The organism is Prauserella cavernicola, assembly GCF_016595675.1.
Classification (GTDB): domain Bacteria; phylum Actinomycetota; class Actinomycetes; order Mycobacteriales; family Pseudonocardiaceae; genus Prauserella_A; species Prauserella_A cavernicola.
On the sequence record NZ_JAENJH010000002.1, the window covers coordinates 615,729 to 633,630 of the forward strand.

Consider the following 17,902-nt stretch of genomic DNA (forward strand, 5'->3'; position numbering starts at 1 on the left):
TCCTCAGTTGATCAAGTGAAAAAGTGTGCTCAGGCCGTGTCCGGGCCGGGGAACTGCGGGCCCGACACGGCGCGCGTGGTGACGCTACCGAAGGTGCGCACCAGTTCCATCTCGGACTCGAGCACGCCCGCGAGGCGCCGCACGCCCTCCCGGATCCGCTCCGGCGTCGGGTAGCAGTACGACAGGCGCATCTGCCTGCTGCCGAACCCGTCCGCGTAGAAGCCGGTGCCCGAGGCGTACGCCACGCGCGCGGTGACGGCCCGGGGCAGCATCGCCTTGGTGTCGACGCCCTCGGGCACCGTCACCCACACGTAGAAGCCGCCGTCCGGCTGAGTCCACGTGCAACCGGCAGGCAGGTGCTGCTCCAGTGAGGAGAGCATCGCGTCGCGCCGTTCGCGGTAGTTCTCGCGGAAGGTCTTGATCTGGCCCTTCCAGTCGTGGGTCGAGAGGTAGCGCGACACCACCAGCTGGTTCAGCGTGGGCGGGCACAGCGTCGCCGACTCGGCGGCGAGCACGAGCTTCTCGCGCACGGCGTGGGGCGCGAGCACCCAGCCGACGCGCAGCCCGGAGGCGAAGGTCTTGGAGAACGAACCCAGGTACACCACGTTGTCCGGGTCCATCGACCGCAGCGCGGGGTAGGTCTGGCCGTCGAAGCCGAGCAGGCCGTAGGGGTTGTCCTCGACCACGAGGATGTCGTTCGACGCGCAGATCTCGAGGATCTCCGCGCGCCGCTCGACGGCGAGCGTCACGCCGGCGGGGTTGTGGAAGTTCGGGATCGTGTAGAGGAACTTGATGCGCTTGCCCTCACGCCTGGTCGCGTCGATCGCGGCGCGCAGCGTGTCGGGCACGAGGCCGTCGTCGTCCATCTCGACGTGCACGACCTGGGCCTCGTACGCGGCGAACGAACCGAGCGCGCCCACGTAGGAGGGGCCCTCGGCGAGCACGACGTCACCCGGGTCGCAGAACAGGCGCGTGACCATGTCCAGGCCCATCTGGGAGCCCACCGTCACGACGATGTCATCGGGGTGGCCCGAGATGCCCTCCATGGCCATGACTTCACAGATCTGCTCCCGCAGCGCGGGCACGCCGTGTGCGGAGCCGTACTGCAGCGCGACCAGGCCCTCCTCGGCGATGAGCTCGGCCATCTGCCCGGACAGCGACTCCAGCGGGAGCGCGGCGAGGTTCGGCATGCCCCCGGCCAGGGAGACGACCTCGGGCCTGCTGGCCACCGCGAACAACGCTCGGATCTCCGATGCCGTCATGCCCGCGGTGCGCGCGGCGTAACGGTCGATGTGCGGATCGAGGTTGTGGCGGCCCGGCTCGGACCCCTGTCTGTGCTCCAGTGGCTGGGAGTCAGTCATGGCATGCTTCCGTCTGCTTCGAAAAGCGCTCGGCACTCGTACGTTCCACCTGCGGGTAGATCTCAACGAGTGTAACGTCAGCGAATTCGAGCACTCCCGGGTTTCTGGCCTGTGTCACACCGGCATATGCTTTGCTCGGCTTTCGACTGACGCACATCCCGGGGAGGTTTGGTGTCGCGACGCGTCGTGGGCGTCACGCTGGACAACCTGGAGCAGTTGCCGTTGCACTGCCGACGGTGCGTCTACTGGGAGCTGGCCCCGCACCTCAAGGAGCAGGCCGAGGAGTTCGGCGAGACCGAGGTCGAGAAGGAAGCCTGGGTCTCGGGCGTCCTGCTCGAGTGGGGCTCGTGCGGCCGGATCATCCACAGCGGCGACATGCCCGTCGGTTTCGTGCTGTACGCGCCGCCGAGCGCCGTCCCGAGGGCCAACGCCTTTCCCACATCGCCGCCCAGCCCGGACGCCGTGTTGCTCACGGCCTTCCACATTGCCCCTGAGTTCCGCGGAGGCGGCCTGGGACGCGTTCTCGTGCAGTCGGTGGCCAAGGACCTGACTCGACGCGGCGTACGGGCGATTGAGGCCTTCGGAGACGCCGACCCCGAGGCGGGCGCCGACGACGAGCACGCGTGCGTGATCCCGGCGTCGTTCCTGCAGGGCGTCGGGTTCAAGACCGTGCGGCCGCACCCGCGCTGGCCGAGGCTGCGTCTCGAGCTGCGTTCGGCGATCTCCTGGAAGGAAGACGTCGAGGCCGCGCTGGAGAAGCTGCTGGGCCAGGTCTCCGTGACCACGGCGACGCCCAGCACCACCCGCGCCTGAGTTATCCACAGATCTGTGCACAACTGACCTGGTTGTCCACACCGGGACACCGGTCAGGTGGATGCGTATGTTCTTCGCGGTTGCGCCGGGCGATGTGGATCAATCGCCCTCTTTGTCCACACCTTGGGGACCCACCCTTGCCGTGATCGCCGACGGCGGATCACGGCAAGGGGTTCTACCAGGTGGGTGAGCTACTCGGCCTTCGCGAGTTCGTGCGCCAGCACGTCGGCGAACGTGAACGTGCCGGTGGGCTGGTCGTTCTCGCCCAGCAGGTACAGGCGCTTGACAGCGATCAGGATGCCCTCGGCGACCACGTCGCGGAACGCGGGGTCGGAGAGCCTCCGCCGGTCGTCGTGGTTGGTGAGGTAGCCGATCTCGACCCTCACCGCGGGGCAGCGGGTGCGGGTGAAGATGTCCCAGGTCTTCGGGTGGGTGCGACAGTCGCGCAGCCCGGTCCTGGCGGCCAGTTCGCGCTGGATGTAGCCCGCGAGCAGCTCGCCGACCGTCGACGTGGTGCCGTTGCCGGTGCCGAAGTGGAAGCTCGCCACGCCCTGGGCGTAGGGCGAGCCGTTGCCGTCGGAGTGCAGCGACAGGAACAGGTCGGCGCCGGCGTCGTTGGCGAACTGGGCCCGCTCGACCTCGGTCGGGCTGTGCGCCGGGCCGCGGGAGATCAGTGCCTCCATGCCGGTGGCCTTCATGCGGCCCTCGAGCCTGCGGGCGAGGTCCCACGCGATGTCGGCTTCCCTGACGTCGTCGACGACGACACCGAGGTCGTCGCCGCCGTGGCCGGGGTCGATCACGATGCGCTTGCCGCGCAGCCTCGGACCGGCCCTGCGCACCTGCTCCTGCTCGCGCAGGAACACCGGCCTGCCGCCGCGCGCGCGGGGCGACAGCTGCCGCAGCGCGCGCACGGTCGCCGGACCGCAGATGCCGTCGACGGTGAGGCCGTAGTCGCGCTGGAAGTTCTTCAGCGCGCGCTCGGTCTGGGGGCCGAAGCCGCCGTCGGGGCGGCCCGCGTCGTAGCCGAGCTCGGTGAGCCGTTCCTGCAGCGCGAAGACGTCGTCGCCGTGCACCGGCGACGAGACGAGATAGGCGAGCGGCCTGCTGCCGAGGTGATAGCTGGAGCCTCGCAAAGCGCGATACGTGGCCGATCCGACGATTCCGTCGGTGATCAGGCCCCTGCGCTGCTGGAACGCACGCACGGCGTGTTCGACGACCAGGTCGAAGGCGGCATGACCTGCCGCGGAGTCCGGTCCGTTACCGGCAGGGAGCAGTTCCAGCCCGATGAGCATGGACCTGATCTCGGCGACCTCCGGTCCGGTGTCGCCGCGGCGGAGTACCCGCATGCACTCCTCGCTCTTCCTTGGGCACCAATTGCGCTCGATGCTGTGCGATGTGGACCAGGGCCCGGCGGCCCTGAGGCACCCATTGTGCCTTGTGAACTCTCCGTGAGCGCGCAGGGCCGGTGAGTGCGTTTCGGCGTGGCGCAGCGGGGAGTCACGCGAGAACCCGGGGGCGCGAACGGGCGCGCCACCCGGGTTCCGCGAGTCGCGACGACCGGCGTCAGAGCACGTCGGACAGGTCGGACAGCAGCGCGGCCTTCGGCTTGGCGCCGACGATCTGCTTCACGGGCTTGCCGCCCTGGAACAGGATCAGCGTCGGGATGGACATCACCTGGTAGTCACGAGCGGTGTTCGGGTTCTCGTCGATGTCCAGCTTGCCGATGGTCAGCTTGTCGCCGTGCTCGGCCGCGATCTCCTCGAGCACCGGAGCGACCATCTTGCACGGGCCGCACCAGGTCGCCCAGAAGTCGACGAGGACGGGCTTGTCGCTGGCGAGCACGTCGTTGGCGAAGCTCGAGTCGGTCACCTTGACGGTGTCGGTCATCTTCTCTCCCTGTGTTTTCGGTCGTTGGTCAGTTGGCGCGGGTCGCGTAGCCGCCGCCCACGAGCTCGGCGGCCTCGTGCGCTTCGCTCACGTCGCCGTGCTCGGCGAGCCAGCGCTCGGCGTCGATCGCGGCCGAGCAGCCACTGCCCGCCGCGGTGATCGCCTGGCGGTAGGTGTGGTCCACCAGGTCGCCTGCGGCGAACACACCGTCGATGTTGGTGTAGGAGCTGCGGCCCTTGGTGACCACGTAGCCCTCGTCGTCCAGGTCCACCTGCCCGCGCACGAGCTGGCTGCGCGGGTCGTGCCCGATCGCCACGAAGAACCCGCTCACGTCGAGCGTGGAGTCCTCGCCGGTGACGGTGTCGGTGACGCGCAGTCCGGAGACCTTGCCGTCACCGAGCACCTCGGCGACCTGCGAGTTCAGCTTCCAGTGGATCTTCTCGTTGGCCTTGGCCCGCTCGAGCATGATCTTGGAGGCGCGGAACTCCTCGCGGCGGTGGACGATCGTGACGGAGCGGGCGAACTTGGTCAGGAAGGTCGCCTCCTCCATCGCCGAGTCACCGCCGCCGACCACGGCGATGTCGTGGTCGCGGAAGAAGAAGCCGTCACACGTCGCACAGGACGAGACGCCTCGCCCGAGCAGCTCCTGCTCGCCGGGAACCCCCAGGTACCTCGCCGCCGCGCCCATCGCCAGCACGACCGCGCGGGCGGCGTAGCGATTGCCGTTCGCGGTCACGTACTTCACCGGGCCGGTGAGGTCGAGCTCCTCGACGTCCTCGGTGCGCAGATCCGCACCGAACGCCTTGGCCTGCTCGCGCATCTCCTCCATCAGGTCGGGCCCCTGAATGCCCGACCGGAAACCCGGGTAGTTCTCCACTTCGGTGGTGGTCATCAGCGCACCGCCGAACTGGGAACCCTCGAACACCAGCGGCTCCAACTGCGCGCGCGCCGCATATACGGCGGCGGTGTACCCGGCGGGACCCGATCCAACGACGATCAGGTTCCGAACGTCCTCTCCAGCCACCCGTGACCTCCGCTTCGACTACAACCTGCGTACCAGGCTCAACACGATCGTAGGTGCGGGTGTTCCCGACGTGACGCGGGCCGCTGCCAAAAGGGGGCCGTCGCTTCCGTGAGCTGGAAGCGACGACCCCCCTTGGTGAGCGGTGCTGGTGCTAGCGGCCGATGGTCTCGTCTCGCAGCAGTCCCGGGTTGTCCGGACCGCAGTCGGGCGCGAGCGCCACGAGGCGGAACTGGGCCAGCTCACCCGTGGTGTAGAGCACGATCACGGCATCCTGGCCGTCGATCGTCGCCGGGCGGAAGCCGACCGGCTGCTTGGCCGGGTCGATCCCCGCTGCCTCGAGGCAGGCGTCCAGGTTCCGCCTGTTCTCGAGCGGCCCGAAGTCGCGCACGTTGCTCACGGAGCCGACGGCAGAGCCGAGGTTGTTGTCGGTCAGCGCCAACGGTGCGTCGCTGCCCGGCGCGGTCGCCGACGGAGCGGGCTGCGCCATCCCGTCGGTGGACTCGCTCGGAGTGTTCGGAGACACGATCACGACGGCGGCGACGACGGCGGCCGCGGCGGCCAGAAAGCCGGCTCCCCAGCCGGCTCGCTTGTTCCGCCGCTTGCGGGCCGCGTCGATGCTCACGACGTTGCCCGACCCTCGCGACTGTTGTTCCTGCTCGAGGGCGGCATCGAGCCTGGCCGCGAAGTGCGCGGGCATCGGCTCCACGGGTGCCGCGTCAATGCTCGCGAGGTCGGCGCTGGTCGCGTCGAGCGCGTCGAGGATCGCGCGGGCCTCCGGGTCGGTGTTCACCCGCGGCCACAGCTCGGCGGCTTCGCTTTCGCTAAGCACCCCGGCATGCAGATCAGCGAGCAAGTCGACAGACCACGGGGGGCCGACGGCCCCACCCGTCCCCCTGCTCTCGTCTGTCATCGTCCCTCCCCGTGTTTGCTTTCGTGAGTTGGGACGTCACCTTCTGGCTCGGGGTTCCGTAGATGCCCGAGAAGTTTCGCCAGCTTGCCGCGACCCCGAGCACACCTGCTCTTGACCGTGCCCTCCGCGATACCCAGCATCTTCGCGGTCTCGGCCACGGAGTAGCCCTCGACGTCCACGAGCACGATCGGCACTCGCTGGTCCTCGGGGAGCTGGCTCAGCGCCTCCTTGATCACCAGCCTGGTCTCGCGTTCGGCCATCGAGTCGCGCGGCACGGCGGGCTCGTTGTGGCCCTGCTCCGGTAATGGCACCGTCGGCCTCGCCTGACGCCTGCGCACCCGGTCGAGGCAGGCGTTGACCACGATGCGGTGCAACCACGTGGTCACCTGCGACTCGGCCCTGAAGTTCGCGGCGGCGCGAAACGCCGAGATGAACGCCTCCTGCAGCGCGTCGGCGGCCTCCTCCGGGTCGCGAACGGTGCGCAGTGCGACCGCCCACATTCGATCCCGGTGCCGCCTGACTATCTCGCTGAAAGCGTGTGGATCCCCTGCTGCGTGTGCCGCGATGAGATCGGCATCAGTAGGCGCTGCTGCGGTCACCCGGAAGAGACTACTAAGACCTGGTGATCTCTTATCCGGCAGGCAGGAAGGCCAGTTCGCCGAACTCGGAGACGAACTCGGGCTCCTCACCGGACAGCGAGGTGATCCAGACGATCACGTACTGCGACGAGGTCGGCTCCTGCAGGTCGATCTCCGTCTCGGTGCCCTCGATGGTGCCCGATCCGACCACCTGCGTGGCGTCGAGCGCGGGCTCCGGCTCGTCGGCGACGCGGATCTCGACGTTGGTTCCGGGGCTGACCGCGGTGATCTTCACGGCCGCGAGCTCCAGCGGTGAGTCGAACGTCGCGACCAGGCCGACACCGGTTTTGAAGGTCGGGAACTGCTGCTGGTACTCGTCGGTGCGCCAGATCGTGGTCGGGTCGCCGTCGGTCGCCCTCGCCGCGTTGGCGACGCTGTCGCCCTCGCCCTCGGGGTTGTAGACCGTGATGTCGCTCGGCGCCACCGGTTCGCCGTTGCCCGGCGGCGGCGCCGGCGGCGGCTGGTTCTGCTCCGGCGGCGGTTCCTGCTGCGTCGGCGTGGGATCCGCGAGGTTGACGGGCGGGCCGCTGCTGCCGCTGTCGTCCTGGAAGAAGCTGATCGCCATCATGCCCAGCCAGGCGAGGATGCCCACCACGGCGACCACGAGCACGGTGACGCCGAGCGCGAGCTTTCGCCGCCTCGCCGCGTCCTTGACCGGCTTCTTCGTGGTCCAGACGCCGCCGTCGGTGTCGACGTTGGGGTCTTTGGCGATGTACTGGGTGCGCTCGGCCTCCTCTGCGGCCTCGTCGAGCACGCGCAGGATCGCCGCGCTGGTCCGGATGCCGCCGTGGCCGCCGTCCTCGATGGTGCGGACCGCGAGCGCCGACAGCTCCTGAGGGACCCTCGGCTCCAGCGAACGGGCCGGGACGACACGGCCCGTCGGCGAGCGCGGTGCGGCAGGCACGGCCGGCGGCCCGCCATCCAGCGCCCAGCGGCCGGTGAGCAGCAGGTAGAGCACGGCGCCGAGCGCCTTGACGTCGTCGCGCAGCGTCGCGTCGGGCAGCGGGCCTGGGAACGCGAGCCGCAGCCTGCCGTCCGGGGTCAGCCGGAGCCGCTGCGGATGGTCGAGACCCAGCACGAGACCGGACTGGTGCGCGAGCTCGACGGACTCGGCGAGCGCCTGCACCATCCGCGCGGCCGTACCCGGCTCGACGGGGCGCTCCGCGACGAGGTCGATGAGGTCGGTGCCTTTGGTCCACTCCGCCACGACGATGCCGAGCAGCCCCTCGCTGGACGAGATGCCGTTGCCGAGGCTGAGCACGTCGAGCACCCTGGCGACGCCGGCGTGGTTGAACTTGGCGGCGTGAGCGGCGCGTTCGAGCGTGCGCCTGCCCAACCGGGCGGCCTCCGCGTCGGCCGGGTCGCCGACCAGCATGGTCAGCGCGACGTCCCGGCGCAGCTGCCCGTCCCTGGCCCTCCAGAGGTGGGCGCCCGCACGCTCGTCGATGCCGAACTGTGCGAGCAGCCGGTACCGGCCGTCGCCGACGACGCCGCCGGGCGCCAGGGAGCCACCCCGCGTACTCGTGCTCACCGCGCCGGACCCCCTGCCTTCGCTCGACGACACGTTTCCCACGAGGGTACGTGAACACCCGATGCGAGACGCACCTTATGCGCGCCGCACCATTCGGGTGATCCTGCGGGTCACCGGGGTGAGCTCGTCGACCTTGAGTGCGATCAGTACCCCGAACGAGACACCCATACCGACGACTCCCTGCAGAATCAGCTTCACCCACGCGCCCAACACAGGGCCCAGCGCGTCGGGAACCAGCATCCCCGCCAGCACCGCGGCGAGCGCGCCGAGCCCGCTCGCGACGACGGTGAACAGGATGACGCCGAGCACGCGCTTGCTGCGCAGGTTGCCGAGTTTCACCCACAGCCAGACCTGGCCGAGCACGGCGCCCACCACGAAGACCAGCGAGTTCACCATCATCACGCCGAGCACGACGTTCACCGGGGCCAGCTGCGCCGAGGCGAGGTAGAGGAGCGGGATCTTCACCGCCGTCATCACGACCATGATCAGCGTGGGCGTGCGCGAGTCCTTCATCGCGTAGAAGACGCGCATCTGGAGCATCACCAGCGCGTACGGCAGCAGGCCGAACGCCGAGACCGCGAGGGCCTGGCCGAGTCGTTGTGCGTCGTCGACCGAGCCCTTGCCGAGCGCGAACAGCGCGATACCGATCGAGGTGCCCGCCACCGCCATCACGGCCGAGACCGGCAGCAGCAGCAGAGTGGTGAGCCGGGAGCCGTACGACAGGTCGCCGATCAGCCTGCGGAAGTCGTTGTCGGCGGCGGCCCGGCTCATCTTCGGCATCAGCGCGGTCAGCAGCGAGACGCCGATGACGCCGTAGGGCAGCTGGAACAGCAGCCACGCGTTGGAGTAGATCGAGGGTCCACCGGCTGCGCCCGCGGTCAGCACCCTGGTGTTGACGACCATGCCGATCTGGCTCACCACGACATAGCCGAGGATCCACAGGGCGAGCCCGCCGAACTCCTTGAGCCGCTCGTCCAGACCCCAGCGCCACTTGAACCGGAACCCGGAGCGGCGCAGCGCGGGCAGCAGGAACATCGCCTGCGCCACCATCGCGGTGAGCACGCCGACGCCGAGCACGAGCACCTTGGGGTCGCTCATCTCGGTCGGGATGATCGTCGGGTCCCCTGGGACCAGCGCGAACGCGCCGATCGTCGCGAAGATGACCAGGTTGTTGATCACCGGTGCCCACTGGGCCGGCCCGAAGATCTGCTTGGCGTTGAGGATCGCCGAGAGCACCGCGAAGAGCCCGTAGAAGAGCAGACCGGGCAGCAACAGGTAGGCGAACCACGTCGCGAGCTGCGGATTGGCCTCGCCGGTGTCGTCCATCAGCAACGACGTCAGCCATGGGGCCGCCGCGACGGACAGCACCGTGCCGACACCGAGGATCGTCACCGCCATCGTCAGCAGGCGCTGGGTGTAGGACTCGCCGCCGTCCTTGTCGTCCTGCGACCGGACCAGCAGTGGCACCACCACACTGGTCAGCACGCCGCCGAGCAGCAGCTCGTTGATGATCAGCGGGAGCGTGTTGGCGACGGTGAACGAGTCGTAGAGCACGCCGAGCGTCGCGACCCAGGCGAGCATCACCTTCCACGCGAAGCCGGTGATACGGCTGGTCAGCGTGGCGATGGCCATGCGGCCGCTGGCGCGCGCGAGTGACGGCGCCTTCGCGGGCGCCTCGGCGGGTTCGTCCAGCTGGACCGCGGGTAGCCGCTCGCCGATCTCGGTCGGCCGGGGGCCGTCCAGGATCCGCGGCATCATCCGCGTGGCGAACTCGTCGTACGGCCTCAGCATGTCCGGGTCGGCAGCGGGCCAGCGCACGCCGGGGGGAACACCCCGCTCGCGCGGGATGTACATCGTGGACTCGCTGGGTTGCGGGGGCGGTCCGCCCCGCTGTGGAGGCTCGCCCTCCTGCCGCCACGGCCGCACCGGCTGTTCCCTGCGCTGCTGCTCGGGAGGACGTCCCCGGCGCGGCGGGCCTTGCGGAGGCGGTCCCGGTGGCGGTTGCTGCTGAGGGGGCGGCTGCTGTTGTGGCGGCCTCGGCGGCACGCGTCGCGTCGCCGGCGGCGGGCCCGGCCTGCCCTGCTGACCGCGATGAGGTGGCGGGTGGCCGTTCTCGCGGGGGTCGGGAGGTGGTTGCCTGCGGTCGGGTGGGGGCGGTTGCCTTCGTGGCGGAGCGTCCGGCGGGGGGCGGCGTCCTGACCGTGACGGAGGGGGCACCCGGTCAGGACGCGGAGGCCTCCCGGCGCGCTCTGGCGGCAGGCCCGGCTCTCTGTCCAACACGTCCCAATCCGTCGGTGGTGCTGCTTGGTCGATTCAGGGTAATCCGGGACCGGCCCAAATCTGGAGGCCTATCGGACTACTACCGCTGCTTCGACTTCACCCGACGGTAGATGCGCCGTCCGGAGAGCAGCACGAGCGCTCCCGCCGCTGTGGCGGTGAGCACGACGGTGACGATGCCGAGCTCGCTCGACGAGAAGTCCAGCCGGGCGGGAGTGCCCAGCTCGGTGCCGCCCGGCGTGGTCAGCGAGACGTCGAGGTTGAACCGCCCCGAACGCAGCGCCTCGGCGGGGATGTACTGCGGGATCTTGCTGTTCGCCGACAGCAGCGAGTCCGGCACGTGTGCCGGTCGCAGACCCGCGCTGTTCTCCAGCTTGATGCGCACCGTGATGGACACGGGCAGCGAGTTGCTCAGTGTCACCGGCAGTGGGCTGGACCCGGACGCCAGTGACACCGACTGCGAGAGCGTGGTGACCGTGACCTGCCTGCGCAGGGCGTTGAGCTGCGCGGTGGCGGTCTCGGCCGCCGCCCTGCCCTGGCGCGCGCTGGCCTGCCACGCGGTCGACGTCGCGCGCAGCACCGCGTTGTGCAGCGGCTGGATCAGCGCGGCGGGCTGGACCTGCCTGGTCGGGTCCACGTCCATCGCGCCCTGCAGGTCGGCGGCGACACCCTCCAGTTCGGAGAGCTCGCCGATGACGTCGCCGGGCACGCCGAACGTGCCGTCGAGCGAGTCGCCGTCGCCGTTCGTGGCCGTGTCGGTGGTGCCGGGCTCGGCGAGCAGGGCGTCGAGCGAGGTGGGCTCGACCATCCCGGCCGCTTGCAGGCCCGCGTAGGAGTCGAGGAACGAGACGAGCTCGCCGACCGGTGCATCCCAGCGGCGCGGCGGCGCCACCAGCACCGGGCCGTCCACCTGCTCGCCCAAGCCGGCGCGGAACGCGAGCGCGGCGATGCCGTCCTGGGTCGTGATCGCCGGCTGGTCGGCGGGAGTCTGCGCGCTCGCGGCGTCGCTGCGCGGGCGGGTGAGCGCGCCCGACACCAGCGGGTCGTACGGCAGCGACCGCACGTCGGGCCGCTCGCCGCCCGGCTGGTCGGGATCGGTGATCAGGGTGTTGACACCCGACTCGGAGACCCTGGTCAGCGTGGTCTCGTCCAGCGAGCTGCCCGGCCACACCACGCCCGGCTTCGGCTGCACGCCGAGCTTCTGCAGGATCGACGTGCCGTTGACCGCGGTGCCAACCAGGTCGACGTCCGTCCTGATCTTGGAGGCGGCGTTGAGGTCCGCGTCGGCGTAGGGCAGCTGGATCACGCAGTGCGAGGCGACGAGCTCCCGCAGCTTCTCCAGCCAGCCCGCCGCGGCGTCCCGGCCGGAACCCGGCACGTCACCCGAAGGCGTGCGCACCTCGTAACCCCTGCTCATCAGCTCGACCGTGTCGAGCAGCTCGGGGTCGATCGCGAAGCACAGGGAACCGAACACGGCCGGGTTGTCGCGCTGCGAGGCAGCGGCGGCCACCAGCGCGTCGAGCCTGCCGCCCGGCTTCAGCTCACCGGCGAGGCCGTCGTCGGCCAGGGTCAGCGGGGCGCCGAGCGCAGCCGAGACGACATCGGGCTTGCTCCCCGTGATAGGCCACAGCATCGACACGCTCGCGGGCGGGACCTCGCTCGGCGGGTCGATCACGGGCAGCAGCGTGCTCACCGCGGCCAGCCGCGCGGCCCCGCCGTAGGCAGGCGTGCCGTTGACGTTGACCAGCAGCGGGTATACCCCGGGCGAGCTGAGCGGCAGGGTCTCGATCGGCACGTCCAGCGTGACGGGCGCGGTGTCGCCGGGGCGCAGCGTGTCGGCGATGCCGACCCACTCGGTGGTGCCAGAGTCGGTGGGCGGCGGGTCGCCGAGGGTCTGGTCCAGCTCGTCCTCGGTGGTCTGGGCCGCACCGAGCTGGAGCCTGGCGACGATGTCGGTGATCGGCCGGTCGCCCACGTTCGTGACCGTGGCCTGGACCTGCAGCGTGTCGTCCTGCGGAGTGACCACGCGCGGGCTGAGCTGCTCGACGTCCAACTCGAGCCAGTTCGGCGCGTCGAGTGGCTGCGCGGTCGCGCTCGTCGCACCGAACAGTCCCTGCGCGACGAGGAACGCCACTGCCAGCGCGAGTGCGCTGAGCCTTTTCACTGCCTACTCACTCCGGTGCTCGCTCGAACATCTCACGGGCCTTGCGCACGAGCTTGCGCTCGTCGGCGTAGGCGAGCCTGCCCTCCAGCTCGGGTAGCGCAACCCACGCCACCTCGGTGACCTCGACGTCCTCGTCGGACAGCTCACCGCCGCCTGCTTCGAGGAGAAAATGATGCACCGTCTTGTGGACCCTCCTGCGCTCGGCCACGAACCAGTAGTCGATCGTGCCGAGCGGGCGGAGCACGTGCGCGGTGATGCCGGTCTCCTCCTTCACCTCGCGCACGGCGGTCTCCTCGGTGGTCTCGCCGTCCTCGATGTGCCCCTTCGGCAGCGACCACAGGAGCCTGCCCTGCCGGTCGAGCCTGCCGATGAGCACCGCGTACTCCCGGTCGGTGTCGACCACCAACCCGCCTGCCGAGGTCTCGTTCACAGTGGTCAGCCGCCTACCACGACGACGCCGGGACCGGCGTCCCGGTTTTGCGCCACCGGAGCGACCGGCCGATCCAGGCATGCTGCGATGCTAGAGCAAACGGTGACGCCGGTACGCTGGCTTCTCGTGTCCGTGTTGATCCGTTTGTGTTGTAAGGGAACCGCGTCGGGGGTGGGATCGGCGTGAATCACACCACCGCGAAGCAGAATGCGGTGACGGAGCTGATGCGCATCTCGCCGGTCGCCGACGAGCTCGCCGCGCGCTTCGCCAAGGCGGGGTTCCAGCTGTACCTCGTCGGCGGCAGTGTGCGCGACGCGCTGCTCGGCAGGCTGTCTCCTGATCTCGACTTCACCACCGATGCCAGGCCCGACCGGATCCAGGCGATCGTCTCCGGCTGGGCCGAGGCCGTCTGGGACACCGGGATCGAGTTCGGCACGGTCGGGGTCTCGCGCAGAGGCTCGACGCTGGAGATCACCACCTTCCGCGCCGACGTCTACGACCGGGTCGGCCGCAAGCCCGCGGTGTCGTTCGGCGACACGATCGAGGGCGACCTGGTCCGCCGCGACTTCACGGTCAACGCCATGGCGGTCGAGCTGTCGACGAAGACGTTCATCGACCCGCACGGCGGGCTCGAGGCGCTCGCCCGCAAGGTGCTCGACACCCCGGCCACCCCGGAGGAGTCCTTCGCCGACGACCCGCTGCGGATGCTGCGGGCGGCGCGGTTCGTGGCGCAGCTCGGCTTCGAGCCCGCGCCAAGGGTGGTCACGGCGATGACCGAGATGTCGGGAGAGCTCGAGCGCATCACCGCCGAGCGGGTGCAGGCGGAGCTGTCGAAGCTGCTCACCGGCGTGGCGCCGAGGCGGGGCATCGAGCTGATGGTCGACACCGGCCTCGCCGAGCACGTGCTGCCGGAGGTACCGGGGATGCGGCTGGCGATCGACGAGCACCACCAGCACAAGGACGTCTACCAGCACTCGCTGACCGTGCTCGACCAGGCGATCGAGCTGGAGTCCAGCCACGAGCCGACGTCGGAGCCAGACCTGGTGCTGCGGCTCGCCGCGCTGCTGCACGACATCGGCAAGCCGGACACGCGCCGCTTCGAACCGGGTGGCGGCGTGAGCTTCCACCACCACGAGGTCGTGGGCGCGAAGATGGTCCGCAAACGTTTGCGTGCGCTGCGGTATCCCAAGGACGTCGTCAACGACGTCTCCCAGCTCGTGTACCTCCACCTGCGGTTCCACGGCTACGGCAAGGGCGAGTGGACCGACTCGGCCGTGCGCCGCTACGTCACCGACGCGGACGAGCTGCTGCCCCGGCTGCACAAGCTCGTGCGCGCCGACTGCACCACTCGCAACCGGCGCAAGGCGGCCGCGCTGCAGAAGTCCTACGACGAGCTCGAGGCCAGGATCGCCAGGATCGCCGAGGACGAGGACCTCAAGGCCGTCCGGCCGGACCTCGACGGCAACGAGATCATGAAGCTGCTCGGCCTGCCGCCGGGTCCGCTCGTCGGCCAGGCGTGGCGGTTCCTCAAGGAGCTCAGGCTCGACCGAGGCCCGCTCGACCACGACGAGGCGGTCACCGAGCTGCGCCGGTGGGCCGCCGAGCAGGGCATCGAGCCGCCGGAGTGACCGCGGGAGAGCCCGCGGGCAGGCGTGGCAGCTTCCTCGGCGCGCTGCTGCGCGGTGGCGCGCCCGTGCTGGCCAGCTCCACCACCGGGCTCTCCGACGAGCTGGCCGACCCGGCTCCGATGCGGGTCGGCCGTAGGCTCCGGCACCTCGCCGGACCCGTCGACACCGGCGTTCGCGACGGGCTGCTGCTGCGCGCGGCGCGCAACGTCGCACTGGTGCCGATCGCCTACCGGCTGTTGGCCGTCCCGGGCGCCTTCGCGACGTTCGCCGGCAGCGGCGGTGCGGGGCTCGCCCCGGTGGCGGCCGTCGCGGCCTGTTCTGTGGTGCTCAACCTGCTCGGCGCCCACTGGCTGCTGCGCCGTTCGGCGTATCGCGACGCCACAGCCGCGCTGCTGCTCGGGCTCGACGTGGTCTTCACGCTCGTGGCCAACCTCGTGATCGGTGCGACCGTGCCGCCGGAGTCGCTCGAGAGCGCAGCCGGCGTGCCCGGCAAGCACCTGCTCGGTGCGGTGGCTCTGCTGACGTTGGCGCTCGGGGTCGGCTTCGGGGCGGCGCTCGCCGTGCTCGGCATCCCGCTGAGGGCGGCCATGTCGTGGCTGTCCGGCGACGGCTTCGACCTCGGCGCGGGGCTCACCGAGTTCGGCACCACGCTCGGGGTGCTGCTCACCGCCACGGCCGCGCTCGTGCTGCTCGGGCTGGGCACGCGGCTGGCGCTCGCCTACGGCATCCGCACTGGACGCCTGGCCGAGCGCGCGGTGCAACAGCGGTACCTACACGACACCGCGTTGCAGGCGCTCGAGGCGATGGCGCTGCCGGGCGACGGCACCGACGGGGACGCCGAGCGGCTGCGCCGCATCGCGCGAGCCGAGGCGATCGCGCTGCGCGCCAGGCTCGAGTCGGAGTCGGGCGGGCAGGGCGGCAGGCTCGCCGAGAAGCTCGCGGCCCTGGCCGCCGACATGGCCAGGGACGGGCTGCGGGCGCAGCTCGTCGCGGCCGAGCCCGACGGCGAGACGCTGTCGGAGGTGCGTCAGATCGCCGTGCGCGACGCGGTGCGGGAGGCCCTGCGCAACACGCTCAAGCACTCCGGCGCCGACACCGCGATCGTCCGAGTGGAGGAGCGCGACGGCGGCATCGCGACGATCATCCGCGACCATGGCGCCGGCTTCGTCCCCGAGGACCGGACGCCGGGCTTCGGCATCGGCGAGTCGATCGTGGCCCGCCTCGCCGAGGTCGGAGGCACGGCGAAGGTCGAGTCGGCGCCGGGCAACGGCACGCGCGTGACGCTCTGGGTGCCGCGCTAGGACCTGCGCTCGAGCGCGCCGCTCTCGACGTGGTGCCCGATCGCCCTCGGCAGCAGGTACGCGACCGCTCCGCCGGGCAACGGCCCCCACGGCCGGGTGACGCCGGTGAGCACGTGCAGCGGCCTGCGCACCTCGTAGTGGTGGACCTCGTTCTCGCGGTCGAACGCCAGTGACGTCTCCTGGAACGGCGTGCCCTCGGGGTGCACGACGTTGCCGCCCTCGTTGCCGTAGCGCAGCACGACCGTGCCCTCGGGCAGCGTGACCAGGCGCTTGCCGTGGAAGTACGTCAGCGGCGGCTCGCCCCGCAGCGGCATGATCGGCCAGTCCGACACGTGCGGGTGGGCCTCGGCGTCCTCCGGAGCCCCCAGCCTGGTGCGGCCCGGCAGCAGCAGCACCGCGCCGAGCAGCGCCTGCGCGGCCTCCTGGGCGCGCGCGAAGTAGGCGGGCTCCACCGGCTCACCGCCGTCGTAGCGGGCCACCTCCCAGCCCTGCGGCGTGCGGCTCAGGCACCACGCGCCGTCGGCGCGCTCGCCGACGCGGTAGGCGCTCTGCGCGACGCCGTACTCGGCGAGCCGCGTGCGCAGCACGGCCAGCACCTCCGACGCCCGCAGTGCGGGCTTGGGCTCCTGCCCGCGCTCGACGCGGGTGACGGCGTCGGGCTCGGCGAGGTCCTCCGCGGTCTGGGGCGGATGCGGTCGTCCGGCGACCTCGGCCTCGGCCGTGGCGCGGACGCGCCGGGGCACGTACGGCGTGCGGTAGTCCTGCGCGCGGATGTGGTCGAGCAGGTCGGCCTCCGGCGGCACCCCGTACTTGCGCAGGTAGTGCGGCACGGCGGCGGGCCAGACCCACACGCCGTCGGTGTGGAAGGCGTCGGGCACGTTCGGCGGCCCACCTGGCACGAAGATGTCCGGCAGCGAGCCGGGCCGTCCGGCCGCCACCGGTGCGCGGTACAGGTAGCCGAGGATGCGCTGCGCCTCGTCCTGCGGCACCGGCGGGCGGTTGACCACGGGCTTCTCGCCCTCGGCGTGGCTGTCGACCACCCTTGCGTGCCGCAACGTCACGTCCAGCGGGAGCCCCGCCTTCGCCGTGAGCCAGGCGGGCGCGTGCTTGCGCGGGTAGTAGCCGAGTTCGGCCTCGTAGCTGCGGGCCGTGGTGCGGCCGGCGGGCGCGAGCCGCCAGCTGGGCTCGGTGTCGGCGTCGTAGTCGAAGTCGAAGTTCGAGCCGGAGTCCAGCGTGAACGTGCCCTGGAACCAGGTGCCGGTGTCGGGCTCGTACATCGCCGAACGCAGCTGGGCGAAGAGCTGGCCCAGCTCGGGCGGGGCCGACAGCGACACCGCGACGTCGCCTGCCACGGCCCGCACCTCGAGCTCGGAGTAGTCGCCGACCTGGCGGAACTGCGCCCCGACGCGTTGCCAGCCCGACGGCAGGAAGCTCAGGATCGTGCGGCCGATGGCCCGTAGCAGCGCCTGCGTGTCGCCGCTGCCCGGTGTGGTGCGCGGCGCGCCCTCCTCGGCGAAGTCGTGCCGCTCCTGCCAGAGGACGCTCAGGCTCTCCGGGTCGTCGGTGGCGGCCGTGAAGTCGGTGAGGCCCAGCTCGGCGGCCACGCGTTCGTCGCGGCCTGCCCAGCGCAGCGTCAGCTCACCGGCTCCCGAGCGCGGTTCGACGCGGTAGGGCTCGTCGTCGTAGCTGGCGTAGGTGTGGATGGCGAACGTCGCGTTGGCCTCGGCGGCCGGCACGACCTTCGCGGGCGATCCGTTCCACTCGGTGTCGAAGCCCTCCGGCGGTTCGCCGGCCGGGGCGACGAGCAGCACGCTCTCGTCCGCGGTCGATCGTCTGGCTCGGAAAATCCGGCCGTTCCACAGCGCGTACAACGCGTCGGGTCGGTCGGCCACCTCAGCTCGATAGCGCACGAGTCCCCCCTGGAGTCACCTCACCTTA

The 17,902-nt window shown here is 70.9% G+C and carries 13 protein-coding genes and 1 pseudogene; 3 read left to right on the top strand and 11 right to left on the bottom strand.

Annotated elements, in window-relative coordinates; genetic code table 11:
- Positions 1-29 precede the first annotated feature (29 nt).
- On the bottom strand, positions 30-1,361 hold the full coding sequence (locus JHE00_RS09580; RefSeq protein ID WP_200317080.1) for an aminotransferase-like domain-containing protein: 1,332 nt from the start codon (positions 1,359-1,361) through the stop codon (positions 30-32).
- Positions 1,362-1,532: 171 nt separating this feature from the next.
- Between JHE00_RS09580 and JHE00_RS09585 the strand changes: the two genes are divergently transcribed.
- Positions 1,533-2,174 (top strand): GNAT family N-acetyltransferase, encoded by a 642-nt coding sequence (locus JHE00_RS09585; protein ID WP_200317081.1) that lies wholly within the window; start codon positions 1,533-1,535, stop codon positions 2,172-2,174.
- A gap of 191 nt (positions 2,175-2,365) precedes the next feature.
- On the opposite strand, the gene JHE00_RS09590 is transcribed toward JHE00_RS09585, so the two are convergent.
- From JHE00_RS09590 to JHE00_RS09630, 9 genes and pseudogenes are all read right to left on the bottom strand, one after another.
- Entirely contained in the window at positions 2,366-3,520 is a 1,155-nt protein-coding gene (locus JHE00_RS09590; RefSeq protein ID WP_200317082.1) for an N-acetylmuramoyl-L-alanine amidase, read from the bottom strand.
- A gap of 217 nt (positions 3,521-3,737) precedes the next feature.
- Positions 3,738-4,070, bottom strand: a pseudogene (trxA, locus tag JHE00_RS09595) (thioredoxin); the annotation flags it as partial.
- A 19-nt stretch (positions 4,071-4,089) separates the two neighbouring features.
- On the bottom strand, positions 4,090-5,085 hold the full coding sequence (gene trxB / locus JHE00_RS09600) for a thioredoxin-disulfide reductase (protein WP_200317085.1): 996 nt from the start codon (positions 5,083-5,085) through the stop codon (positions 4,090-4,092).
- Between the two features lie 151 nt (positions 5,086-5,236).
- Complete coding sequence (locus JHE00_RS09605; RefSeq protein ID WP_200317087.1) at positions 5,237-5,995, bottom strand: RsmA family anti-sigma factor; 759 nt, start codon at positions 5,993-5,995, stop codon at positions 5,237-5,239.
- Positions 5,992-6,594 (bottom strand): RNA polymerase sigma factor SigM, encoded by a 603-nt coding sequence (gene sigM, locus JHE00_RS09610; protein WP_200317088.1) that lies wholly within the window; start codon positions 6,592-6,594, stop codon positions 5,992-5,994. Before sigM ends, JHE00_RS09605 begins: the two co-directional genes overlap by 4 nt.
- Before the next feature lie 31 nt (positions 6,595-6,625).
- On the bottom strand, positions 6,626-8,164 hold the full coding sequence (locus JHE00_RS09615) for a protein kinase family protein (protein WP_200317090.1): 1,539 nt from the start codon (positions 8,162-8,164) through the stop codon (positions 6,626-6,628).
- A 75-nt stretch (positions 8,165-8,239) separates the two neighbouring features.
- Positions 8,240-10,090: a murein biosynthesis integral membrane protein MurJ gene (murJ, locus tag JHE00_RS09620; protein ID WP_200317098.1), complete on the bottom strand. Its 1,851-nt coding sequence runs from the start codon at positions 10,088-10,090 to the stop codon at positions 8,240-8,242.
- Positions 10,091-10,523: 433 nt separating this feature from the next.
- Positions 10,524-12,605, bottom strand: a complete 2,082-nt coding sequence (locus JHE00_RS09625) for a DUF6049 family protein (RefSeq protein WP_200317100.1) — start codon at positions 12,603-12,605, stop codon at positions 10,524-10,526.
- 7 nt (positions 12,606-12,612) lie between these two features.
- A complete protein-coding gene (locus JHE00_RS09630) occupies positions 12,613-13,116 on the bottom strand; it encodes an NUDIX hydrolase (RefSeq protein ID WP_200317102.1) in 504 nt (167 codons plus the stop codon).
- 101 nt (positions 13,117-13,217) lie between these two features.
- Between JHE00_RS09630 and JHE00_RS09635 the strand changes: the two genes are divergently transcribed.
- On the top strand, positions 13,218-14,663 hold the full coding sequence (locus JHE00_RS09635; RefSeq protein ID WP_200317104.1) for a CCA tRNA nucleotidyltransferase: 1,446 nt from the start codon (positions 13,218-13,220) through the stop codon (positions 14,661-14,663).
- Positions 14,660-15,964 (top strand): sensor histidine kinase, encoded by a 1,305-nt coding sequence (locus JHE00_RS09640; protein WP_307831871.1) that lies wholly within the window; start codon positions 14,660-14,662, stop codon positions 15,962-15,964. Before JHE00_RS09635 ends, JHE00_RS09640 begins: the two co-directional genes overlap by 4 nt.
- Here the strand turns inward: JHE00_RS09640 and JHE00_RS09645 are convergent.
- Complete coding sequence (locus tag JHE00_RS09645) at positions 15,961-17,874, bottom strand: TNT domain-containing protein (protein WP_200317106.1); 1,914 nt, start codon at positions 17,872-17,874, stop codon at positions 15,961-15,963. The genes JHE00_RS09640 and JHE00_RS09645 overlap by 4 nt on opposite strands.
- Positions 17,875-17,902: the final 28 nt, after the last annotated feature.

Bases quoted from the DNA above. Each gene is read 5' to 3' on its own strand.
- JHE00_RS09580 (WP_200317080.1), bottom strand. From the start codon at position 1,361: ATGACTGACTCCCAGCCACTGGAGCACAGACAGGGGTCCGAGCCGGGC.
- JHE00_RS09590 (WP_200317082.1), bottom strand. From the start codon at position 3,520: ATGCGGGTACTCCGCCGCGGCGACACCGGACCGGAGGTCGCCGAGATC.
- JHE00_RS09605 (WP_200317087.1), bottom strand. From the start codon at position 5,995: ATGACAGACGAGAGCAGGGGGACGGGTGGGGCCGTCGGCCCCCCGTGG.
- JHE00_RS09630 (WP_200317102.1), bottom strand. From the start codon at position 13,116: ATGCCTGGATCGGCCGGTCGCTCCGGTGGCGCAAAACCGGGACGCCGG.